The 16,581-nt window shown below is 58.6% G+C and carries 9 protein-coding genes; 4 read left to right on the top strand and 5 right to left on the bottom strand.

Features of this window, described 5'->3' with window-relative positions; all coding sequences use genetic code 11:
• The first annotated feature begins 361 nt into the window (after positions 1–361).
• The 4 genes from LAO21_03905 (at position 362) to LAO21_03890 (ending at position 6,923) form a co-directional block, all read left to right on the top strand.
• The gene (locus LAO21_03905) at positions 362–973 is read left to right on the top strand and encodes a TetR/AcrR family transcriptional regulator (GenBank protein ID MBZ5551841.1); all 612 of its coding nucleotides are present in this window, start codon (positions 362–364) and stop codon (positions 971–973) included.
• A gap of 5 nt (positions 974–978) precedes the next feature.
• On the top strand, positions 979–2,373 hold the full coding sequence (locus tag LAO21_03900; protein ID MBZ5551840.1) for a TolC family protein: 1,395 nt from the start codon (positions 979–981) through the stop codon (positions 2,371–2,373).
• Positions 2,354–3,559: an efflux RND transporter periplasmic adaptor subunit gene (locus LAO21_03895; protein ID MBZ5551839.1), complete on the top strand. Its 1,206-nt coding sequence runs from the start codon at positions 2,354–2,356 to the stop codon at positions 3,557–3,559. Before LAO21_03900 ends, LAO21_03895 begins: the two co-directional genes overlap by 20 nt.
• A 232-nt stretch (positions 3,560–3,791) precedes the next feature.
• The gene (locus LAO21_03890) at positions 3,792–6,923 is read left to right on the top strand and encodes an efflux RND transporter permease subunit (protein MBZ5551838.1); all 3,132 of its coding nucleotides are present in this window, start codon (positions 3,792–3,794) and stop codon (positions 6,921–6,923) included.
• Positions 6,924–7,074: 151 nt separating this feature from the next.
• On the opposite strand, the gene LAO21_03885 is transcribed toward LAO21_03890, so the two are convergent.
• The 5 genes from LAO21_03885 to LAO21_03865 all read right to left on the bottom strand — a co-directional run bounded on the left by LAO21_03885 (position 7,075) and on the right by LAO21_03865 (position 16,551).
• Positions 7,075–8,307 (bottom strand): glycosyltransferase, encoded by a 1,233-nt coding sequence (locus LAO21_03885; GenBank protein MBZ5551837.1) that lies wholly within the window; start codon positions 8,305–8,307, stop codon positions 7,075–7,077.
• Positions 8,304–8,960: a DUF5752 family protein gene (locus LAO21_03880; protein MBZ5551836.1), complete on the bottom strand. Its 657-nt coding sequence runs from the start codon at positions 8,958–8,960 to the stop codon at positions 8,304–8,306. The genes LAO21_03885 and LAO21_03880 overlap by 4 nt, the downstream gene beginning before the upstream one ends.
• A complete protein-coding gene (gene otsB, locus LAO21_03875) occupies positions 8,957–9,751 on the bottom strand; it encodes a trehalose-phosphatase (GenBank protein ID MBZ5551835.1) in 795 nt (264 codons plus the stop codon). Before otsB ends, LAO21_03880 begins: the two co-directional genes overlap by 4 nt.
• A gap of 174 nt (positions 9,752–9,925) precedes the next feature.
• Positions 9,926–12,172 (bottom strand): trehalose-6-phosphate synthase, encoded by a 2,247-nt coding sequence (locus LAO21_03870; protein MBZ5551834.1) that lies wholly within the window; start codon positions 12,170–12,172, stop codon positions 9,926–9,928.
• Between the two features lie 395 nt (positions 12,173–12,567).
• Positions 12,568–16,551, bottom strand: a complete 3,984-nt coding sequence (locus LAO21_03865; protein MBZ5551833.1) for a translocation/assembly module TamB domain-containing protein — start codon at positions 16,549–16,551, stop codon at positions 12,568–12,570.
• Between the last annotated feature and the right edge of the window lie 30 nt (positions 16,552–16,581).

The following is a 16,581-nucleotide window of genomic DNA, read 5'->3' as shown; positions in this document are numbered from 1 at the left end:
CTTTTGCCTGCCGTGCGTCATAAAACCTGGTTCTTTGCATCCCGCGCACAAAGGCCCCCCGCCACAACAACGTGGCGGGGCTACCCATACTTCACTTCACTCTAATGCTTTGGTAGCCCCGCCTGCGTTCTTTGCCGGCGGGGGCTTTTGCCTGCCGTGCGTCATAAACCCTGGTTCTTTGCATCCCGCGCACAAAGGCCCCCGCCACGACAACGTGGCGGGGCTACCAAACCAACCATCACCGCCACCAAACCGCGGCGGATTGATGGATTTACCTGAGCTTCGGAAGTCCATCCTCGCGCTCTCCCGGATCACAATTTCCTTGACAATATTGCCTGACTTTATATACTTACCGGTCGGTATGCAGAATGAGCGCACACACCCCCGCAACGGCACCACCCGGCAGGCGATTCATGCGGCCGCCACGGCGCTCTTCGCCCAACAGGGCTATGCCGCCACCTCGACGCGTGAAATCTGCGCGGCGGCGGGAATTACCAAACCTGTCCTGTATTACCATTTTGGCAGCAAGGAGCAGCTCTACCAGGAGTTGATTCTCGATGCCTCGAACGAGTATCGCAAGGCGCTCCTGCGGGCCTCGGGACGAGGCAAGGGCGCCGAACAAAGGATCGTCAACGTGCTGGACGCCATGTTCACCTTTACCCGCAAGAGCCCACAGTTGATTCGGCTGGGATTCAGGATGATGTTTGCAGCCGAGAAGGGCACTCCCCCGATTGACATTATCGAGCTGGGCCAATTCGACCAGCGATTGATGCAAGAGATCGTCCGCGAAGGCATCAAGAATGGCGAATTGCATGGGCGGCCCACGGAAATTGCCGAGGCTTTGGGCGGAATCGCCGCGCTCCACATCATGGACTTTCTCATCACGGGCAAACCCACCCTCGATCGCTCGCACGCCCAGCGCCAGGTGGATTTACTCCTCCGGGGTTGTACCGGCAAACCTACCGGGCGGTAGTCTCGATGCGACGAAAAAGATACAAGACTCTCCAGGGAATACTTCTTGTCCTCATCATTGTTTGGGGGGGCGTGGCGGGATTCGCGTCCGTCCCGGAAGAGCAACGGGCGCTCACCCTGCAAGAGGCGGTGGCCCTGGCTCTGGAGCGTAACCCGCAGGCCTTGATCGCGCGCGCCCAGGTGGACGCCATGAAAGGTCGTGTACGGGAGGTCCGGGCTCAAGCCCTGCCCCAGATTACGATTTATTCCAATGCACTGCGGCTGCGCGACCCGTCCTTCTTGAACGCCTCGAGTTTTGATGCGATCCCGCCCGACATCCGGGAAGGCCTGGTCCCGCGAGGGTCCAACCTGTTTGATTACAGCATCGGGATTTCCCAGCCGCTGTACACCTCGGGAAAGGTGGGGACAGCGCTCAAACTGGCCGGCCTGGAAAACGATGGGGTCGCTACGGACCAGGTTCGAGCCGAACAAGACATCCGGCTGCGCACGATCCGGGCCTTTTATGACCTCCTCCTGGCAGAGGACCGGCTCGGGGTGAGCCGCGAGACCATCCAACAACGCGAACGCCAACTCCAGCTGGCACGCAGCCGCTATCAAGCAGGAGTCGCCACGGAAGTGGATGTGCTGCGGTCCCAGGTAAGTTTGGCCAACGCCCAACCCGATCTCATCCGGGCGGAGAACGCCGTTCGTCAAGCGCGGTCAGTCCTGAATAACCTGCTAGTGCGGCCGGTGGACTTCCCCACCCAGGCAAACGGCCAGTTGATCTTCATACCCTGGACCCGCTTGGATGTCCAAGCCATCGTCCAGGACGCCATGGCCAAAAGGCCGGAGCTGAAGAGGCTGAAAATCAACGAGCAGGAATCTGAGATGGCGCTTCGTCTGGCGCATGCAGAAAGCGGACTCCGTCTCGATTTCAATGGGTCTTATGGCTTGCAGGCTCGCGATCCTTCGAATCTGACTAACCGGGACTTCACCCGCTGGAATTTTTCATTCAATTTCACGCTTCCAGTATATGACGGCGGCAGGCGGTCTGGACTGGTAGAGCAAGCCCTGGCCCAGCAGCGAATTGCACGCCTCACCCGGACAGCGCAGGAGGATGTCGTCCGGCTGGAGGCGCAGACCGCCCTGGACGATTTGGAACGGGCGGCTAAGACCATCGAGGCCGCGCGCCTGAACGTCCAGCAAGCGGAACGGGTCCTGGAGATGATGCAGAATAATTACAAATACGGGGCTGCCACCACGCTCGATGTCTTTGATTCCCAGCTCGCGCTGGTCCTGGCGCGCCAAACCCTTCTGCAGGGGCTTTACGATCACACCCTCGCCCGGGCACTGCTCCGTTTCGTCATGGGTCAGGATCCCGTGGAACCACAAGAGGCCACTGATGCAAAATCGAGCCAGTAAAACGTTCAGTCGTCAATACCAGGGTGCGGCGCGCGCAGGGACCGGGACGCCCTGGATTTGGCGCCCCCGGGCATGCCGATTTTGCGGAAGCCTATTCGCCCTGTTGTTGATCTTTGTTCCCGGCTGCTCCAAACAAGATCCCAAACCGGCGGCAGCTACGGCGTTGAATGTGAAGACGATCCAACTGGAACCGCGCGCCCTCGAGGAATTCGTTGATGTAACCGGATCCCTGGTTTCTTCGGTTGCCGTGGACGTGAAGACCGAATTTGCGGGACGTATCATCGCCCTGCGGAAACAGGAGGGGGATGCCGTCAGCCAGGGCGAATTGCTGGCCCAACTCGACGACGCCAACGCCCGCCTTTCGGTGGGACAGGCCCACGCCAACCTCGAGGTCGCCCAGGCTGCATTGGATCGCATGCACGTGGCGGAAGAGCATGCGAAAACAGAGCAGGAGCGCGCCCAGAACCTGCTGCGTTCCGGCGGCATCACCGACAAGGATTTGCTGGCGGCGCAAATGGCAAGCCGGGATGCACACGCCCAGGTCAAGCTGGGAGAGGCACAAGTCGAGCAGGCAAAGCAGTCGCTCCAGATGGCGCAGAAACACCTCAATGATTGCCGCATTATCTCTCCCATCGCCGGAACGGTGGAACGCAAGCCGTGGAATCCGGGCAGCTATGTCGACGTGATGGCGATCGTCTATCGGCTGGTCGACAACCAGCGGTTGGAGCTTGAATCCCTGGTCGCCTCCTCTGACATTGGGCGCATCGCGAAAGGACAGGTGATCCGATTTGGAGTCGCGGCGTTCCCCGGCGAGGAGTTCACGGCCACCCTCCTGACCATCAGCTCCGGGGTTCAAACTCAAAACCGCTCCCTTCCCGTTCGAGCTGCGGTCCCCAATCCCTCCGGAAAACTCAAGGCAGGGATGTTTGCCAAGGGGCGGATCGTGGTGGGCAAGAAACTCAATGCGCTGGTCGTGCCCGCCGATGCGATCTGGCGCCGCACCGGTGAGCCTCCCTTCGTCTACATTGTCGAGCAGGACCAGGCGCGAAAGCGTGAAGTCCGCCTCGGGCTCGAACAATCCAACACCATCGAGGTGGCGCAGGGTCTCAAGCCGGGAGAACGGGTGGTTGTGGAACAGAATTTGGAACTGGCGGAAGGCGTGCGGATTGCGGCGGGGAAGAAGTAGGCTGGGAGGTGATAGGGAATAGGTGGTAGGTAATTGGTGATAGGCAATAGACACTGCGGATCAAATGCCGTGTGTATTCAGTTTAGAGATACTATCGGATTTTTCAGGTCTTTGTATCTGCGATTGGGCTTGAAGCCTTAACCCCTACTACCTATCACCTATTCCCTTTCACCTCTTCTCCGACTTCTGATTTCTGTATCACCGGGAACCAACCCAGCAGGAAAAGGCTAACATGTTTCTCTCCAATCTCTCCATCAAACAGCCAGTCTTCGCCACGATGATGGTCGTTGCCCTCGTCGTCATTGGAATCTTCTCGTATACGGAGTTGAAGATCGATCTTTTTCCAAACGTCGATATCCCGGTGGTCAGCGTCAATACCCAGTATCCCGGGGTTGCACCCGAGACGGTGGAGACCGAAGTCACCAAGCGCATCGAAGAGGCCGTCAACCCGATCAGCGGAATCCGTCACATCAATTCCACCACCACCGAGGGATTCTCCAGCGTCGTCGTTGAGTTCCAGTTAGGAACCAACATCGTGACCTCCCTTCAGGAGATCCAGAATAAAATTAACGGAGTTCGCAGCCTGTTCCCTCGCGAGGTCAAGGAGCCGGTGATCCAGCAGCTTCGCATGGAGGAATTGCCCATTCTGTCGGTGGCGGTCCTTTCGCCGAACCTGGATGCGAAGGCCCTGACGACCCTCTCCGAAAAGGTGTTGAAACGGAGGCTGGAAAACGTCTCCGGGGTGGGACAGATTCGCCTGGTGGGCGCGGCCCGCCGGGAGATTCAAATTCTTGTGGACCGCGACAAGATGAAATCCTTTGGACTGAGCTACCCTGAGGTCCTTGAAGCCTTGCGGCGGGAAAACCTGGATGTCCCCGCGGGCAAACTGGATCAGGGGATCCGCGAGTCGTTGGTCCGGGTGGCCGGACGGGCCAAAGAGCCGCGTGATTTCAAACCCCTCATTATTTCCGAGCGCAACGGTTATCCGATCCCGCTTTCCGCGATCGCGAAAGTCGAGGATGGGATAGAAGAGCAGCGCAGCTTTTCGCTTCTGGACGGGGAGCCCGCCCTGGCGCTCGAAATTCAGAAGCAAACCGGGGCCAACACCGTGGATGTCGCCGATCACGTCAAGGAGGGCCTTCACCAACTGCAATCCGAGATGCCCAAAGGCGTTGAACTGCGCGTGGTCCGCGACAACTCGATTTTCATTCGGGATGCGGTCGAGGATGTACGCACGACGCTGATTCTCGGTGCGATCCTGACCGTGTTGGTCGTTTTCGTTTTCCTGAACAGCTGGCGGAGCACGGTCATCACCGGGTTGACCCTCCCCGTGTCGGTGATCAGCGCCTTCATCATCATGCGGGCGCTGGGATTCACCCTGAATGTCCTCACGCTGATGGGTCTGTCCTTAGCCATCGGAATGCTGATTGACGATGCGATCGTTGTCCGCGAAAACATCGTGCGGCACATGGAGGGCGGCACCGACCACATGACCGCGGCGGCTGAAGCGACCACAGAGATCGGCCTTGCAGTGATGGCGACCACCTTCACCATTCTTGCCGTCTTTGTGCCCGTGGCCTTCATGGGCGGCATTGTCGGACGTTTCTTCTACCAGTTCGGAATGACGGTGGGCTTTGCCGTCCTGGTTTCTCTCTTCATTTCCTTCACCCTCGATCCCATGTTGTCCTCCCGTTGGTACGATCCGGCCATCGAGACCGGCCGCCGGAGAGGATGGCTCAGCCGCCAGCTCGAAAAAATGAACCGGAAAGTGGAATCGCTGCAGCAAGTCCTGGGAGGAGGTCTTTCCTGGGCTCTCAAGCATCGTCTGGCGGTGGTGGGGATGGGTGCGCTTTCGGTGGTGGCGAGTGTCTTCTTCTTTGGGCGGGTGGGCAGTGCTTTCTTCCCGGACTATGACCGCGAGGAATTTCAAATTTCCTTCAAGATGCCTCCCGGCACCACGCTGCGTGAAACCACGGCGGTGGGGCGCCGCATGACCGAAATGCTCCGCCGTCAGGCAGGTATTGCTTACTCCTTCGTCACGATTGGCGCCGGCGGAACGACCCCCGTGAATGAAGGGAATGTCTACGTCAAACTGACTCCCAAACGGCAGCGCAAGTTGAGCGACCTGCAATTGCGGCAGGCATTGCGTGTAGAACTTGCGCGCTGGCCGGTCCTCCGATCCAGCGTGGAAGAGGCTGAGCAGATGGGCGAGGCCCGACCCATCCAGATCAGCGTGCGGGGAACGGACCTCGATAAACTGAACTCGGTCGCCGCCCAAATCATGGATCGCGCCCGAAGCGTGCGGGGAACAACGGATGTGGATACCAGCCGCGAAGATCCAAGGCCGGAAATCCGTATTCAGGTGGACCGCAAGGCCGCTTCCGACCTCGGACTTGACCTCGGGACCGTCGCCTCCATCGTGCGCGGGCTGGTGGCCGGCGAAGTGGTCTCGCAGTATCAGGACGCGGACGGGGATGCCTACGATGTCCGGGTCCGGCTGGAGGAGGACCAGCGACGCTTGCGTGAGGATCTAGCCGACATTTCCGTACCGGTGATGACGGCTCTTCCGACAACGGGATCCATGGTTCCCCTCTCCCTGGTGGCACAGCTGGAAGAATCTGAAGCCCCGTCCCTGATCCGGCGCCGCGACCTCATGCGCGAGGTCCGGGTGATGGCCTCCACACAGGATCGTCCGCTGGGTGATGTGGTGGATGAACTGCGCGGCCTGAACGGCGGGATCCAACTCCCTGCCGGCGTCCAGGTCAATTACACTGGCCAGGCGGAGGACATGCGCGAGACTTTCTATTACATCAACCGCGCCATGATCCTTGCGGTCATCTTCATCTACGCGATCCTGGCCTCGCAGTTCCGGAGTTTCTTTCACCCGCTGGCCATCATGCTCTCCTTGCCGCTGTCCCTGCTCGGAGTCGCGGTCCTTTTGTGGCTCAGCCGCGACACGCTCAACATCATGTCCATGATCGGCGTGATCATGCTGATGGGCCTGGTGACCAAGAACGCCATCTTGCTGGTGGATTACGCCAATCGTCTGCGGCGTGAAGGAATGGAGCGGGGACAGGCGCTGGTTGCCGCCGCCAAGATCCGGCTGCGCCCGATCCTCATGACCACGCTGGCGATGATTTTCGGCATGCTGCCGCTGGCATTTGAAATCGGGGCCGGATCGGAAATGCGGGCACCCATGGCGCGCGCCGTCATCGGGGGCCTCATCACGTCCACGCTTCTGACCCTGATCATCGTCCCGGTCGTCTACACGTTCCTGGATGACTGGGGGAGAAGGCTGCTTTCGTGGTGGAAGACGGGAACGCCGGTTGTGGAAGAGATCCCGGAAGAGGAAAAAGTACGATAGGCGGGGGGAGTAATGAACTCGGGCGTCGGGCCTCTGTCTCGCCACCTCGGTCATCAGAGCAATTGAAGATCTTCCCCGGGGTCAATCCTGAATCGATTCACCCCTCTGCGCGTAATCACCGAAGACCATCCCGCGTCCATCCTTTCCCTCCCTATCCATGATTCATCAGATGCAAACATGCGGTCAGGTGGCGCCGGACCTGACTTGTGATGAGGAAATGTTCGCGCACATGCTCATAGCCTTGCTCGCCCAGTCTTTGAGCGAGAGCCGGATTGGACAATAGAAATCGAATCTGATACGCCGTGCCTTCGACCGAATGTGCCAGCATTCCGGTGTGTTGATGAATGACCTGGGAAGGAATGCCGCCGACGGCTGAAGCCACCATGGGTTTCTTCTTCCACAAGCCCTCCGAAACGGTCAGCCCGAACCCTTCACGCAGGCTTTTCTGGATGAGGATGGTTGAGCCGCGTTGCAGGGCATTAATCTCAATCGCGCTCCAGGGCGGAAGGTTGAGAATATGAATGTCCTGATCGTTCCCGGCGGCTTGACGCACTTCCTGGAGAACGACCTCTCCTTCAGGGTCATCCGTCGCGCCCCCTCCCGCCAGGACCAGTTGGCAATCGAAATAACGTTTAACGATCTGATAGGCGCGGACCACCCCGACGGGGTCCTTCAGCCGGTCAAAACGTGAGATCTGCGTCAGAATGGTGCGCTTGGGATCGATGTTGAATCGTTCCAGGACCTCGCGAACGAATTCAGGTTCGAGATCGCGGTTTTTCTCTGCGAGAGGATCGATGCTCGGATAAGAGAGATACTGAGGGATGGGAAGCTGGCGGGCAAAGGCAGGGGACGAGAACACCGCCCCGTCATACCGGGCCACATAAGGCTCCAGAAATTCCCACACCTTGGGGTTGGGTTGTGAAAGATCGATGTGGCAACGCCAGAGCCAGTGCCCCGAGTGGTCATGGCGCGCTTCGACCAGCGCCACCGGTTGAGGGTCATGGATCAGGATGAACTCCGCCTCGAATTGCATGCGCGCACGGTTTTGCTCATTGTAAGCCAGGAAGATGTCAAAACTTTCCGGCGGCATGTCATAAGGGCCGCCATGCAGGGCGTTATGGAAGGCCTTGGTGATTTCCCAGAAATCGTTCCCACCGGTGATGACATCCCACTTCACGGAGAGCCCCAGTTCCTCAAGGATCGGGACCACCCGATTCAGGATTTCGGCCACGCCTCCACCCACCGCGGTGGAATTCACCATTTGCATCGTCCGCCCTTGAAGGCGGCTGGCGAGGGCGCGCAGTTGTGAGATTTCAGGGGCCCCCAGCAAGGGCATGTAATCATCCAACCGGATGACATGAGTGGAAGGACTCGCAGCGCTCATTGGGTCATTTCCCTTTCTGCCAGGGACAGCAGCTTCTCGCGACCGCTATCCAGCGTGTTGGTATAAATGTCGATCTGGTTGGCGCGCTTGGCCAGGGCGGGGAGCCCCAGTTCCGTTTCAAACCATTGGGAGAAGTCGTTGGTACGCAGTTGCAGACGAAGCCGCGAGGTAATGAAGTGATACTGGAAGGCGGCATTGCTCATGTTCCGGAGACCCTCACAAAACTCGTCAAGGGTCCGCGCCTCTTTGTCCAGGGGGACCATCACTTCAATCCCTTCGCAGAAGTAAAAGGGCTCAAAAGAACCTTGCTCCGCAAATTGAGGGTGGAGCCGGCAATAATTGTCGACCAGCCGTCGAAGATCAGTGCGGAGTTCCGCCAGGGAGAGGTAATCCCGGATATCCAGCGAAGCCAGCATTTCGGCGAGTTCGGCACGGTTGCAGGAGGCCAGCGCCCACTGTGCGAAATCGTTCGAGAATCCCTCGGTCAGAAAGTGGTAGCGGCCCAGGCTCTGAAAGGTGTGATAAAAGATGGAGGCATCGCTCGACTCTTCGAGGCCGCGAGAAAGCTCAGCCAGGGTGCTCGCCTTCTGGTTACAGATGCGGGTCAGATAAGCCGCGGTCACAAATCGGAAGGGATTTTCCGCAGTCTTCATGGGATCTCGATCTCCAGTCTTTCAAGAAATTCTTTCACTTCGGCGGGATTGCGCAGGTAATAGCGCGCCCGGGTGCGGCGATGTTCTCCCACGCGGATCGTCATGCCGCGCCTCAATGCCTGGAACGCCGCCTCATCGGTGGCGTCATCTCCCAGGCAGATGGGCAGCGTTTTTTCCGGGCAGCGCGCCAGGATTGCACGCACGGCCTCGCCCTTACCTTCGATCTCGCGGGGCATCACTTCCCACACCTTCTTGCCCGCTACGACGCGCAGTTCACCCTCCAGGGGCTTGATCAATTCCTTGACAATGCGGTGAGCGCGGCGCGTCGTGGCCGGATTCGAGCCGCGGAAGTGCACCGAGAGCACATGCTCCTTGTCCTCGATCCAGACGGCAGGAAGGCCAGCCAGGCGGCGGGAGAGTTGTTTGTTCACTTGGCGCAGGAGCTTTGCGCTGGCGCCATTCGATGAGACTTCCTCGCTCCCCTCCCAGCCATGCAATCCGAGATACCGGATCTTGCGAACTCCCACACGCCGGCGCACGTCATCACGCCGGCGCCCGCTGATAACGTACAAGGTCGCCCGATGATCCTGTGTCAGGCGAGCCAGGACACGCCGGACCGAGTCGTCCGTGCGGGGAATCTCCGGACGGGCGCGCAAAGGCACCAGCGTCCCGTCAAAGTCCATGATCAAGAGAAACCGCTTCGCCGCCCGCAATCGCCGGACTACACCTTTCCATTCGGCAAAGAGATAGCGGGGACGCTGTTCCCTGGACAAATCCGGACGGAGGGTCATGAGCGAATGATCTTCCGTGGTTCCAAGCTTTTGTTTGCGCGAGCCCATCCCATCACAGCGTCTTTTCGCAGGGATCCGTCCCTTCACCAACCCATGTTTTCTTTCCGTCTCTGCAAGAATCTCCGGTTCTATCTTCCCCAGCCTAACGGTGGCGATGCCACTTGGCTCAAAAGGTCACCCCCGGCCGGCTCGCACCGCTTTCCCGGTCGCCGTCGGCTCCAGGCGGATTTCGGAAAGTGCCGTGATGAGATTTGCCGCCCAGCGATACACGTTATGCTCCTTGACGATCCGCCGCATCCGTTGCATTCGCGCCATCTTTTCGAGGGGGTCCATCTCCAGCGAAAACCGGATCGCTTCCGCGAGTTGTTCCGTGTCATAGGGATTGACCGCGAGGGCGTCCTGAAGTTCGCGGGACGCTCCCGCAAACTGGCTCAGGATCAGCACCCCCTGCTCGTCGTTCCGTGCCGCCACAAATTCCTTGGCCACCAGATTCATGCCATCGTGCAGCGAGGTTACCAGACAGACATCGGCCGCCCGGTAATAGGGCTCAATCTCTTCATGGCTGTGATGTTTGTTGAGAAAGACGACGGGCTTCCAGCGGCTCGTCTCGAAGCGCCAGTTAATCCGCTCCGCCTCGGCTTCAACCTCGGCCTGAAGGTCATGGTAGCGTTTAATGTGAGTCCGGCTCGGGGCCCCGATCTGCACAAATGTAAACTTGCCACGGTAGGCTGGGTATTTGTCCAGAAAGCGTTCCACCGCCCGGAGCCGTTCCAGAATCCCCTTGGTGTAATCCACGCGATCCACACCCACCCCCAGATAGGTCGCCTCCAATCCGAGCTCTTTAATCAAAGCAAACCGATCGCCGGAAAAGACGTCCGGCAGGGGCGTGGCCGGTTCGGAATACGCGACGCTGATCGGAAACGGCTTGACGAAGGTCATATGGCCGAGCCGGCTCACGCCGAAGTGTTCCCACTCGATCCGCGATTCCATGGTCTGGTCCACGGTCTCCAAAAAATAGTTGCAGTGGGACTGGATGTGGAATCCGATTAAATCAGCTCCCAGCAATCCATCCAGGAGTTCCCGCTGCCAGGGGCAGATGCTGAACGCCTGCGGATTCGGCCAGGGAATATGCCAAAAGATGGCCACCCGGGCGTCCGGTCGCTCTTTCTTTACCATCCGGGGGAGAAGTGCGAAGTGATAGTCCTGGATCAGAAGAGAGGGCTCGTGGGTGTCCTTCATTTCGTCCAGCACCGCGCGGGCGAACTTTTGATTTGCAGCCTGATAATCCTCCCAGTCCGAGCTGCGAAACGTGGGACGGGTGTGCGCGATGTGACAAAGAGGCCAGAGCCCCTCGTTGGCGAAGCCGTAGTAATACCCCTCTTCCTCTTCGCGCGTGAGCCACACCCGGCGCAGCGCGTATTGAGGTTCTTCCGGCGGCACACGAAGCCGGTCGTGGCCGTCGACCACCTCGCGATCGGCATCTCCCGAGCCGTGTGCAATCCAGGTACCCTCGCAGGCACGCAGGATCGGTTCCAGCGCCGTGACCAGCCCGCTCGCCGGAACGATCACCTCAACGGTGTTGCCGCGGTGGACATGCATGTAAGGCTCGCGGTTCGAGACCACAATCATCGGACGGGATTGAAGCTGGTTGCGAACATGAACGCGAAGGCGCTCCGGCGTCCACAGGGACTCGGACGCTTCGCGCAGACGAGCTTCCTCCTCCGCCGCCGCCCGGGCGGCGGAAAGACTTTGGACCAGGTGAGTCGCCTCCCGCATGAGCGGTTTGAACAGCTCCTCCTCCGGCAGGGTCAGCGGGGAGTGACTTCCCCGCGTGCGCAACTCCCGCATCCATTGAGCCGTCTTCGAAATCGGATTGACAACGCTCCAACGCACAATCAGCAGGGTGATCAACGAAATCAGCAGCGTCTGGACCAGCACGCGTACAAAGGCATCACGCCAGATGTCATCGCTCTGCGCGAGGATGTAATCGGCATTGTGCAACAGAACCATCGCTCCCACTGTGGTTCCATCTTGATGCAAGGGAAGGGCGTAGATGTGTGTGTAGGTTGTCCCGAGCGTCACGAATTCTCCACAACCGTCGTTCTTGGCGATGGCCAGGGCAACCGTGTCAGGAACGCCATTCAGTTTTCCGGTCAGGCCCGAAGTCATCGCAATCGGCTTCCCCTGCAAGCTGTAGATGGCCACGCCGGAGAGGCGCTCCCTGTTTCCAAATCTCTCCAAAACGCGCTGAAGATCCTTGGAGGCGTCATTTTGCATCATCGGTTCGATGATCTCCTGGAGGCTATCGGCCAGGACGTCGGCACGCCTTTCCAGATCGGCCCTCAAACCCCGCTTCTGAACCTTCACTTGGGACCGCGCAAAAAACAGGGAAACCACGGTGACCCCGATGAACAAAAGCAGAATGAATCTCAGTGAAATACGCATTTATGAATTCCGCCTGTGTCCTTGCTGTCGAGCATTTTCGATGCCGACCCGCTCTTCACTCCCGGCGTTCCCTACGATGCGGTTGCAGGATAAATCCAAGCTGTTGTAAAGATTGTCACTTTCATGCCTTCTCGCGGGGGTTGAACGGATTCACCCATCGCGCGAGACAAAACGCAGCGTCCAAGGTCCCTTCAGTTCTGGCCTGAATCTGACAGAGGAAACGGGAATTTCTTCCCGAACACGATTGCTGATCTATCGATCCTTAGGAGGGATAGTTTACCACAATTCCATTCGAACGGCGCTCGATCAAGGTCTCCGCGGGTCAGTGCGCCCGCATCGTTTTCGATAAATCCAGCACCTTAGATATGCCATCAAAACCTCTTGCGCATCTTGGCGTCCACGGCAATGGTTCCGGTCTGATTCCGGACCACAGACACGGACCATTTGGGACTGACCTGGTATTCAATCTGAACCGTCTCACCCTGAGTCGAAGTGACATCCGTAGCGAAGGTAAACAACAAATTCTTGGTAATCCGCTGCTGGACCGCGAGCCGGGCCCCGGGATTTCGTTGATTTCCGCCAATCGAGGGATTGATCGAAAGGTGAGAGAGTCCGGCGAATTTTTCAACCCGGCTGCTGAACTGGCTGCTCAGGCCTTGAGCCAAAACGGATTCTGCTCCAAGGCTGGTGGGCGTGCTGGCGCTGGCCGTGGAAGTTGATATCGTGCTTCCGAAAGCGAGCAAGTTGATGATGTCCACGAGGGGAAGCGGCGGATCCGACGTGTAGGTGGTTCGAAAGCGTTCGATCGGGCCTACAAAGTTCAGGCTGAGGTTGTATTGATTCACCGTCGTCGTCACCAGCAGGTTTATCACCGGAGAAGTGCGAACGGGGTTCGCGAAGTCCACCAACCCTTTCTGAATCTGATACCGGTTGCCGAGAAAGAACACTTCTCCGCCGGTAAGACTCGCCCGGCCCAAAACAACAGGATCCGCCAGTGAACCGCGCACCCGCAGGCTGGCCGCTCCCTGGACGCTCAGTTTCGCGCTCTCCAGTCCCAGATCTTCCGTAGTTTGCACGCTCACATTCAATTTCATGTGCCTGGCAAATCGGGGACCGGATGCGGCCGGGGACTCCCCGCTGAATTGGTTCATGAAGGTTGCCAGATCAAACGACTTCGTGAAGGAGACGCGTTCGACGACGACTTGGCCGCTGAGCTCGGAAGTGCCGGGAGTACCGCTCAATGCCAGGTTTCCCTCCAGCAGGGCGCGGACCCCCTCCGGATAGCGCAGACGCACGGAGTTGCCCGTAAGGCCGATATGGAACTGAATCTCCGGACGGTAGATCACATATCCCTGGGCCGACAGAGACCCCCCGCCCACTTGACCGGAGAGTTGATTGAATTCCAGCCGGTTGTTCTGAATTGTCATGTCGCCGTTCACTCTCTCCAGTCCCAGCGGGGCATTGGAGACCTGGATCGCGCCATTATTCACCCGAACCCCCCCCTGAACGTCCGGATGAGCTCTGTCACCCCGCACCGCGACATCCACCCTCACTTCCCCGGAACCGTTCAGTTCAGGGTCGAAGATCTGCACCAAACGGAGATCAAGCGTGCCCAGGGCGGAAGCATTGATTGAACCCGGCCCCGGAAGGGGAACTGTCCCCTGCAGTTGCAGATCAATCCCTGAGCCCTTGATCTCGGTGCGCTGCAAGCTAAGAACGCCTTTTTGGTAATCAAGGTGGATTGGTGTGGCATTCTGAGCCTGGAGGGTTTGATAGCCAAGGCTCAAAGTGGGGATTTCAACATGGGCTTCCATGTGCTCGGGGTCTTTCAGGGGACCTTTCAACGAACCATGGATTTCCGTTTGCCCTTGGAGGTCATGGGACAGGTTGGGAAGATAGGTGGCGAGGAAGGGACGCAGGGGGACATCCCGCGCGTCGAATGCAGCGGTCGTGTAATAGCCCTGTTTGAGATCGACGGTTCCATTTCCCTTGATGTAAGCCTCGGCGACTCGGGAGTCGAGGGTCAGCGTTGCACGCTCCCGGGAAATATTTGCCTGAGCCTTGATGCCGCTGATTGTCTGGTCACGGTATTGAAGTTCAGGGATTTCCATCGTGGCTTCCAACTGGGGAGCCTGCAGGGTCCCGCTCCCTTTCACTGACACCGTCAGCACTCCCTTGAGTTCCAGGTTGCGTACGCGCGCCAGCTCCAGCTGATCGAGCCGTACTGCCGGCGCTTTTATTTCTCCCTCATATCCCTGGTTTTTAGGGTAATACGTAATTCGTCCTGTGGCTTTGCCCGCCGGCGTCCCCACCGCAATGGTTGAATCGACGGCCTCACCCGTTCCCTGGAACTGGAGGGATATGTTGCGAACGGGCTGGTTCCACAGGCGTGCCTCAACCAGTTGAACCGAGCCTTGCCCGGCAGGATGCAACAGCGAGCCGCGAATCGAAACTTCTCCCGTCAACAACCCCGTGACGGGATATTCGAGTTTGGCGAAACTTTCAAGTTCAGCGATGGAGATCCGGGTGAGCGAGACCCGGCCCGTAACTGGACCCGAAGGCTCATAAGACCAATTATGAAGTCCGGCCGCCAGATCAAATCGGATGCGTCCTGACGCGCGGGTTTCAAGCTCTCCCTGATGAAAAGCGATTTGCGAAGGACTGGCGTCAATGTCTGCCCGAAATGCCCGGCCGGAAAATCCCTCGTATTGAAAGTTTTCCGCCTTCAGTTGGCCCACAAGGCGCGGCTCCTTCATCGAACCTCCCATTCGCCCTTTAAACGCTCCTTTCCCCGATACGCCCAGCAGCCGGAGAGAGGATGTCGTTCCGGCGGTAATTCTCCGAGCACTGAGCGCAAGAACATCGACCTCGTGGAGGTCGTCGGTGCTCGCTTCCAGATTCAAGAGCGAGTGGTCACTTACGGTGCCATCGAGGAAGAGCGTAGTGTGAGGTGTGTGCAGACGGGTTTGAGTCAGAAGCAAGGTATTGCGGGCGTCATCGTAATCGAGGTGCAGCGTCCCATTCAAAGGGATCGTCGACGCCCTCGAAGTGGTGGCCGACGACGGGGCTGGACTCCCCGCAATGGTGGCATCAGAGCGAGCGCGCAGACCTTTCAAAACACCGCGCCAGGTCGCTTCCGCCTTTCCGTCCAACTGTCCGCTGACCGGGATCCCCTCGATCGGTTTGCTGCCGAGGCTGGCACTCACCCCTTCGAGTGAAATGGCGCTAAAGGATCCGCTCGCATACGATTCAGGATTCCCCGACAATCCCTGGGTCCTAAGATCCCCCGTGATGCGACCTCCGAGAAGCTCTGCCTGCAGATGGGTCGCGTCGAAATTGCCTTTCTCCAGGCGGTATTGTCCCCGCGCAGATCGGATCACGCCATGGACCTCTTTCATCCGCAGAGCGAGCGCTGGACTGCTGAAATGACCTTCCAAAAATAGGCTTTCCACCCAAGGCTGACCGGGCGCGTAGCGGTACCGCGCCGTGCCATTCACGGACACTTCCCCAATCGGCAAAGCGGCCTCTTTAAGAATGGTTTTAAGTTCTTCCAACGAGATGGTGGCCTGGTAGGTCGCTTCGAACGCAGGATTGCTGTAATCCCTGACGCTCGCTTGAGCCGACAGGCTTGAGGAAATGGTGGTCACCTTGATGTGATCAAAGTTGAGTCCGGAAGGGGAGGCATTGAACCCGGCTTCCAGATCATGCTGCAGCGGATTGAGATCGCTCAGGCGGAGACGGCCTCGACGGTAACTGAGCGCGCTGGTGTATTGAGTTTTGACAGGATCGAATTCGGCTTGCGCCTCGAGATTGTGAAGCTCTGCGTCCAGCGGCATCTGTCGATCGTTGCAGTACAACTCACCCCCCTGAAGGTGGAAGTGCTTGATGGCGAAGTCAAAAACATTGAGGGGGGTCTGCCCTTCACCTGAACCTCGTGGTTGGGGAACGTTGGTGCGGCCGGACGGGTCGACGAAAAGGTGGATCACCGGATGGTCAATGACCAGTTCCGTCAGATCCACTTTACGCTCGAACACGGAAATGATTCTCAAACCCACACCGAGGTGATCGCTGGCGAACAGCGGCGCGGCGGGATCGGTCTCCGTGCCGTGGATCACGACGCGATAAATGTCGGCACGAAGAGGAAACCATTGAAACGTGTAATCGCCGATTTCCACCCTCCCTCCGGTGGCTTCCGCAGTCCTCTCAATCAATTTGGCCAAAACGTAACGATGGAACGAGCGGCTGCGCACCATGAAAAAAATCGCAATGACAGCCGTCATCAATAGCACAAGAACGGCCGCGAAAACTCGTCGAAGATTCTTCTTAAGTTTCAAGGTCTTCTCTCCAATTGCCATGAAATCGCATCCTGGTGCAGCCGTACCCAA

This window comes from Terriglobia bacterium, from assembly GCA_020073085.1.
Taxonomy (GTDB): domain Bacteria; phylum Acidobacteriota; class Terriglobia; order JAIQFV01; family JAIQFV01; genus JAIQFV01.
This window is presented reverse-complemented; position numbering and strand designations above follow the sequence as displayed.

Excerpts from the sequence above, each read along its gene's own strand:
- LAO21_03865 (MBZ5551833.1), bottom strand. The coding sequence starts at position 16,551 with ATGGCAATTGGAGAGAAGACCTTGAAACTTAAGAAGAATCTTCGACGA.
- otsB (MBZ5551835.1), bottom strand. The coding sequence starts at position 9,751 with ATGACCCTCCGTCCGGATTTGTCCAGGGAACAGCGTCCCCGCTATCTC.
- LAO21_03905 (MBZ5551841.1), top strand. The coding sequence starts at position 362 with ATGCAGAATGAGCGCACACACCCCCGCAACGGCACCACCCGGCAGGCG.
- LAO21_03880 (MBZ5551836.1), bottom strand. The coding sequence starts at position 8,960 with ATGAAGACTGCGGAAAATCCCTTCCGATTTGTGACCGCGGCTTATCTG.
- LAO21_03895 (MBZ5551839.1), top strand. The coding sequence starts at position 2,354 with ATGCAAAATCGAGCCAGTAAAACGTTCAGTCGTCAATACCAGGGTGCG.
- LAO21_03890 (MBZ5551838.1), top strand. The coding sequence starts at position 3,792 with ATGTTTCTCTCCAATCTCTCCATCAAACAGCCAGTCTTCGCCACGATG.
- LAO21_03900 (MBZ5551840.1), top strand. The coding sequence starts at position 979 with ATGCGACGAAAAAGATACAAGACTCTCCAGGGAATACTTCTTGTCCTC.
- LAO21_03885 (MBZ5551837.1), bottom strand. The coding sequence starts at position 8,307 with ATGAGCGCTGCGAGTCCTTCCACTCATGTCATCCGGTTGGATGATTAC.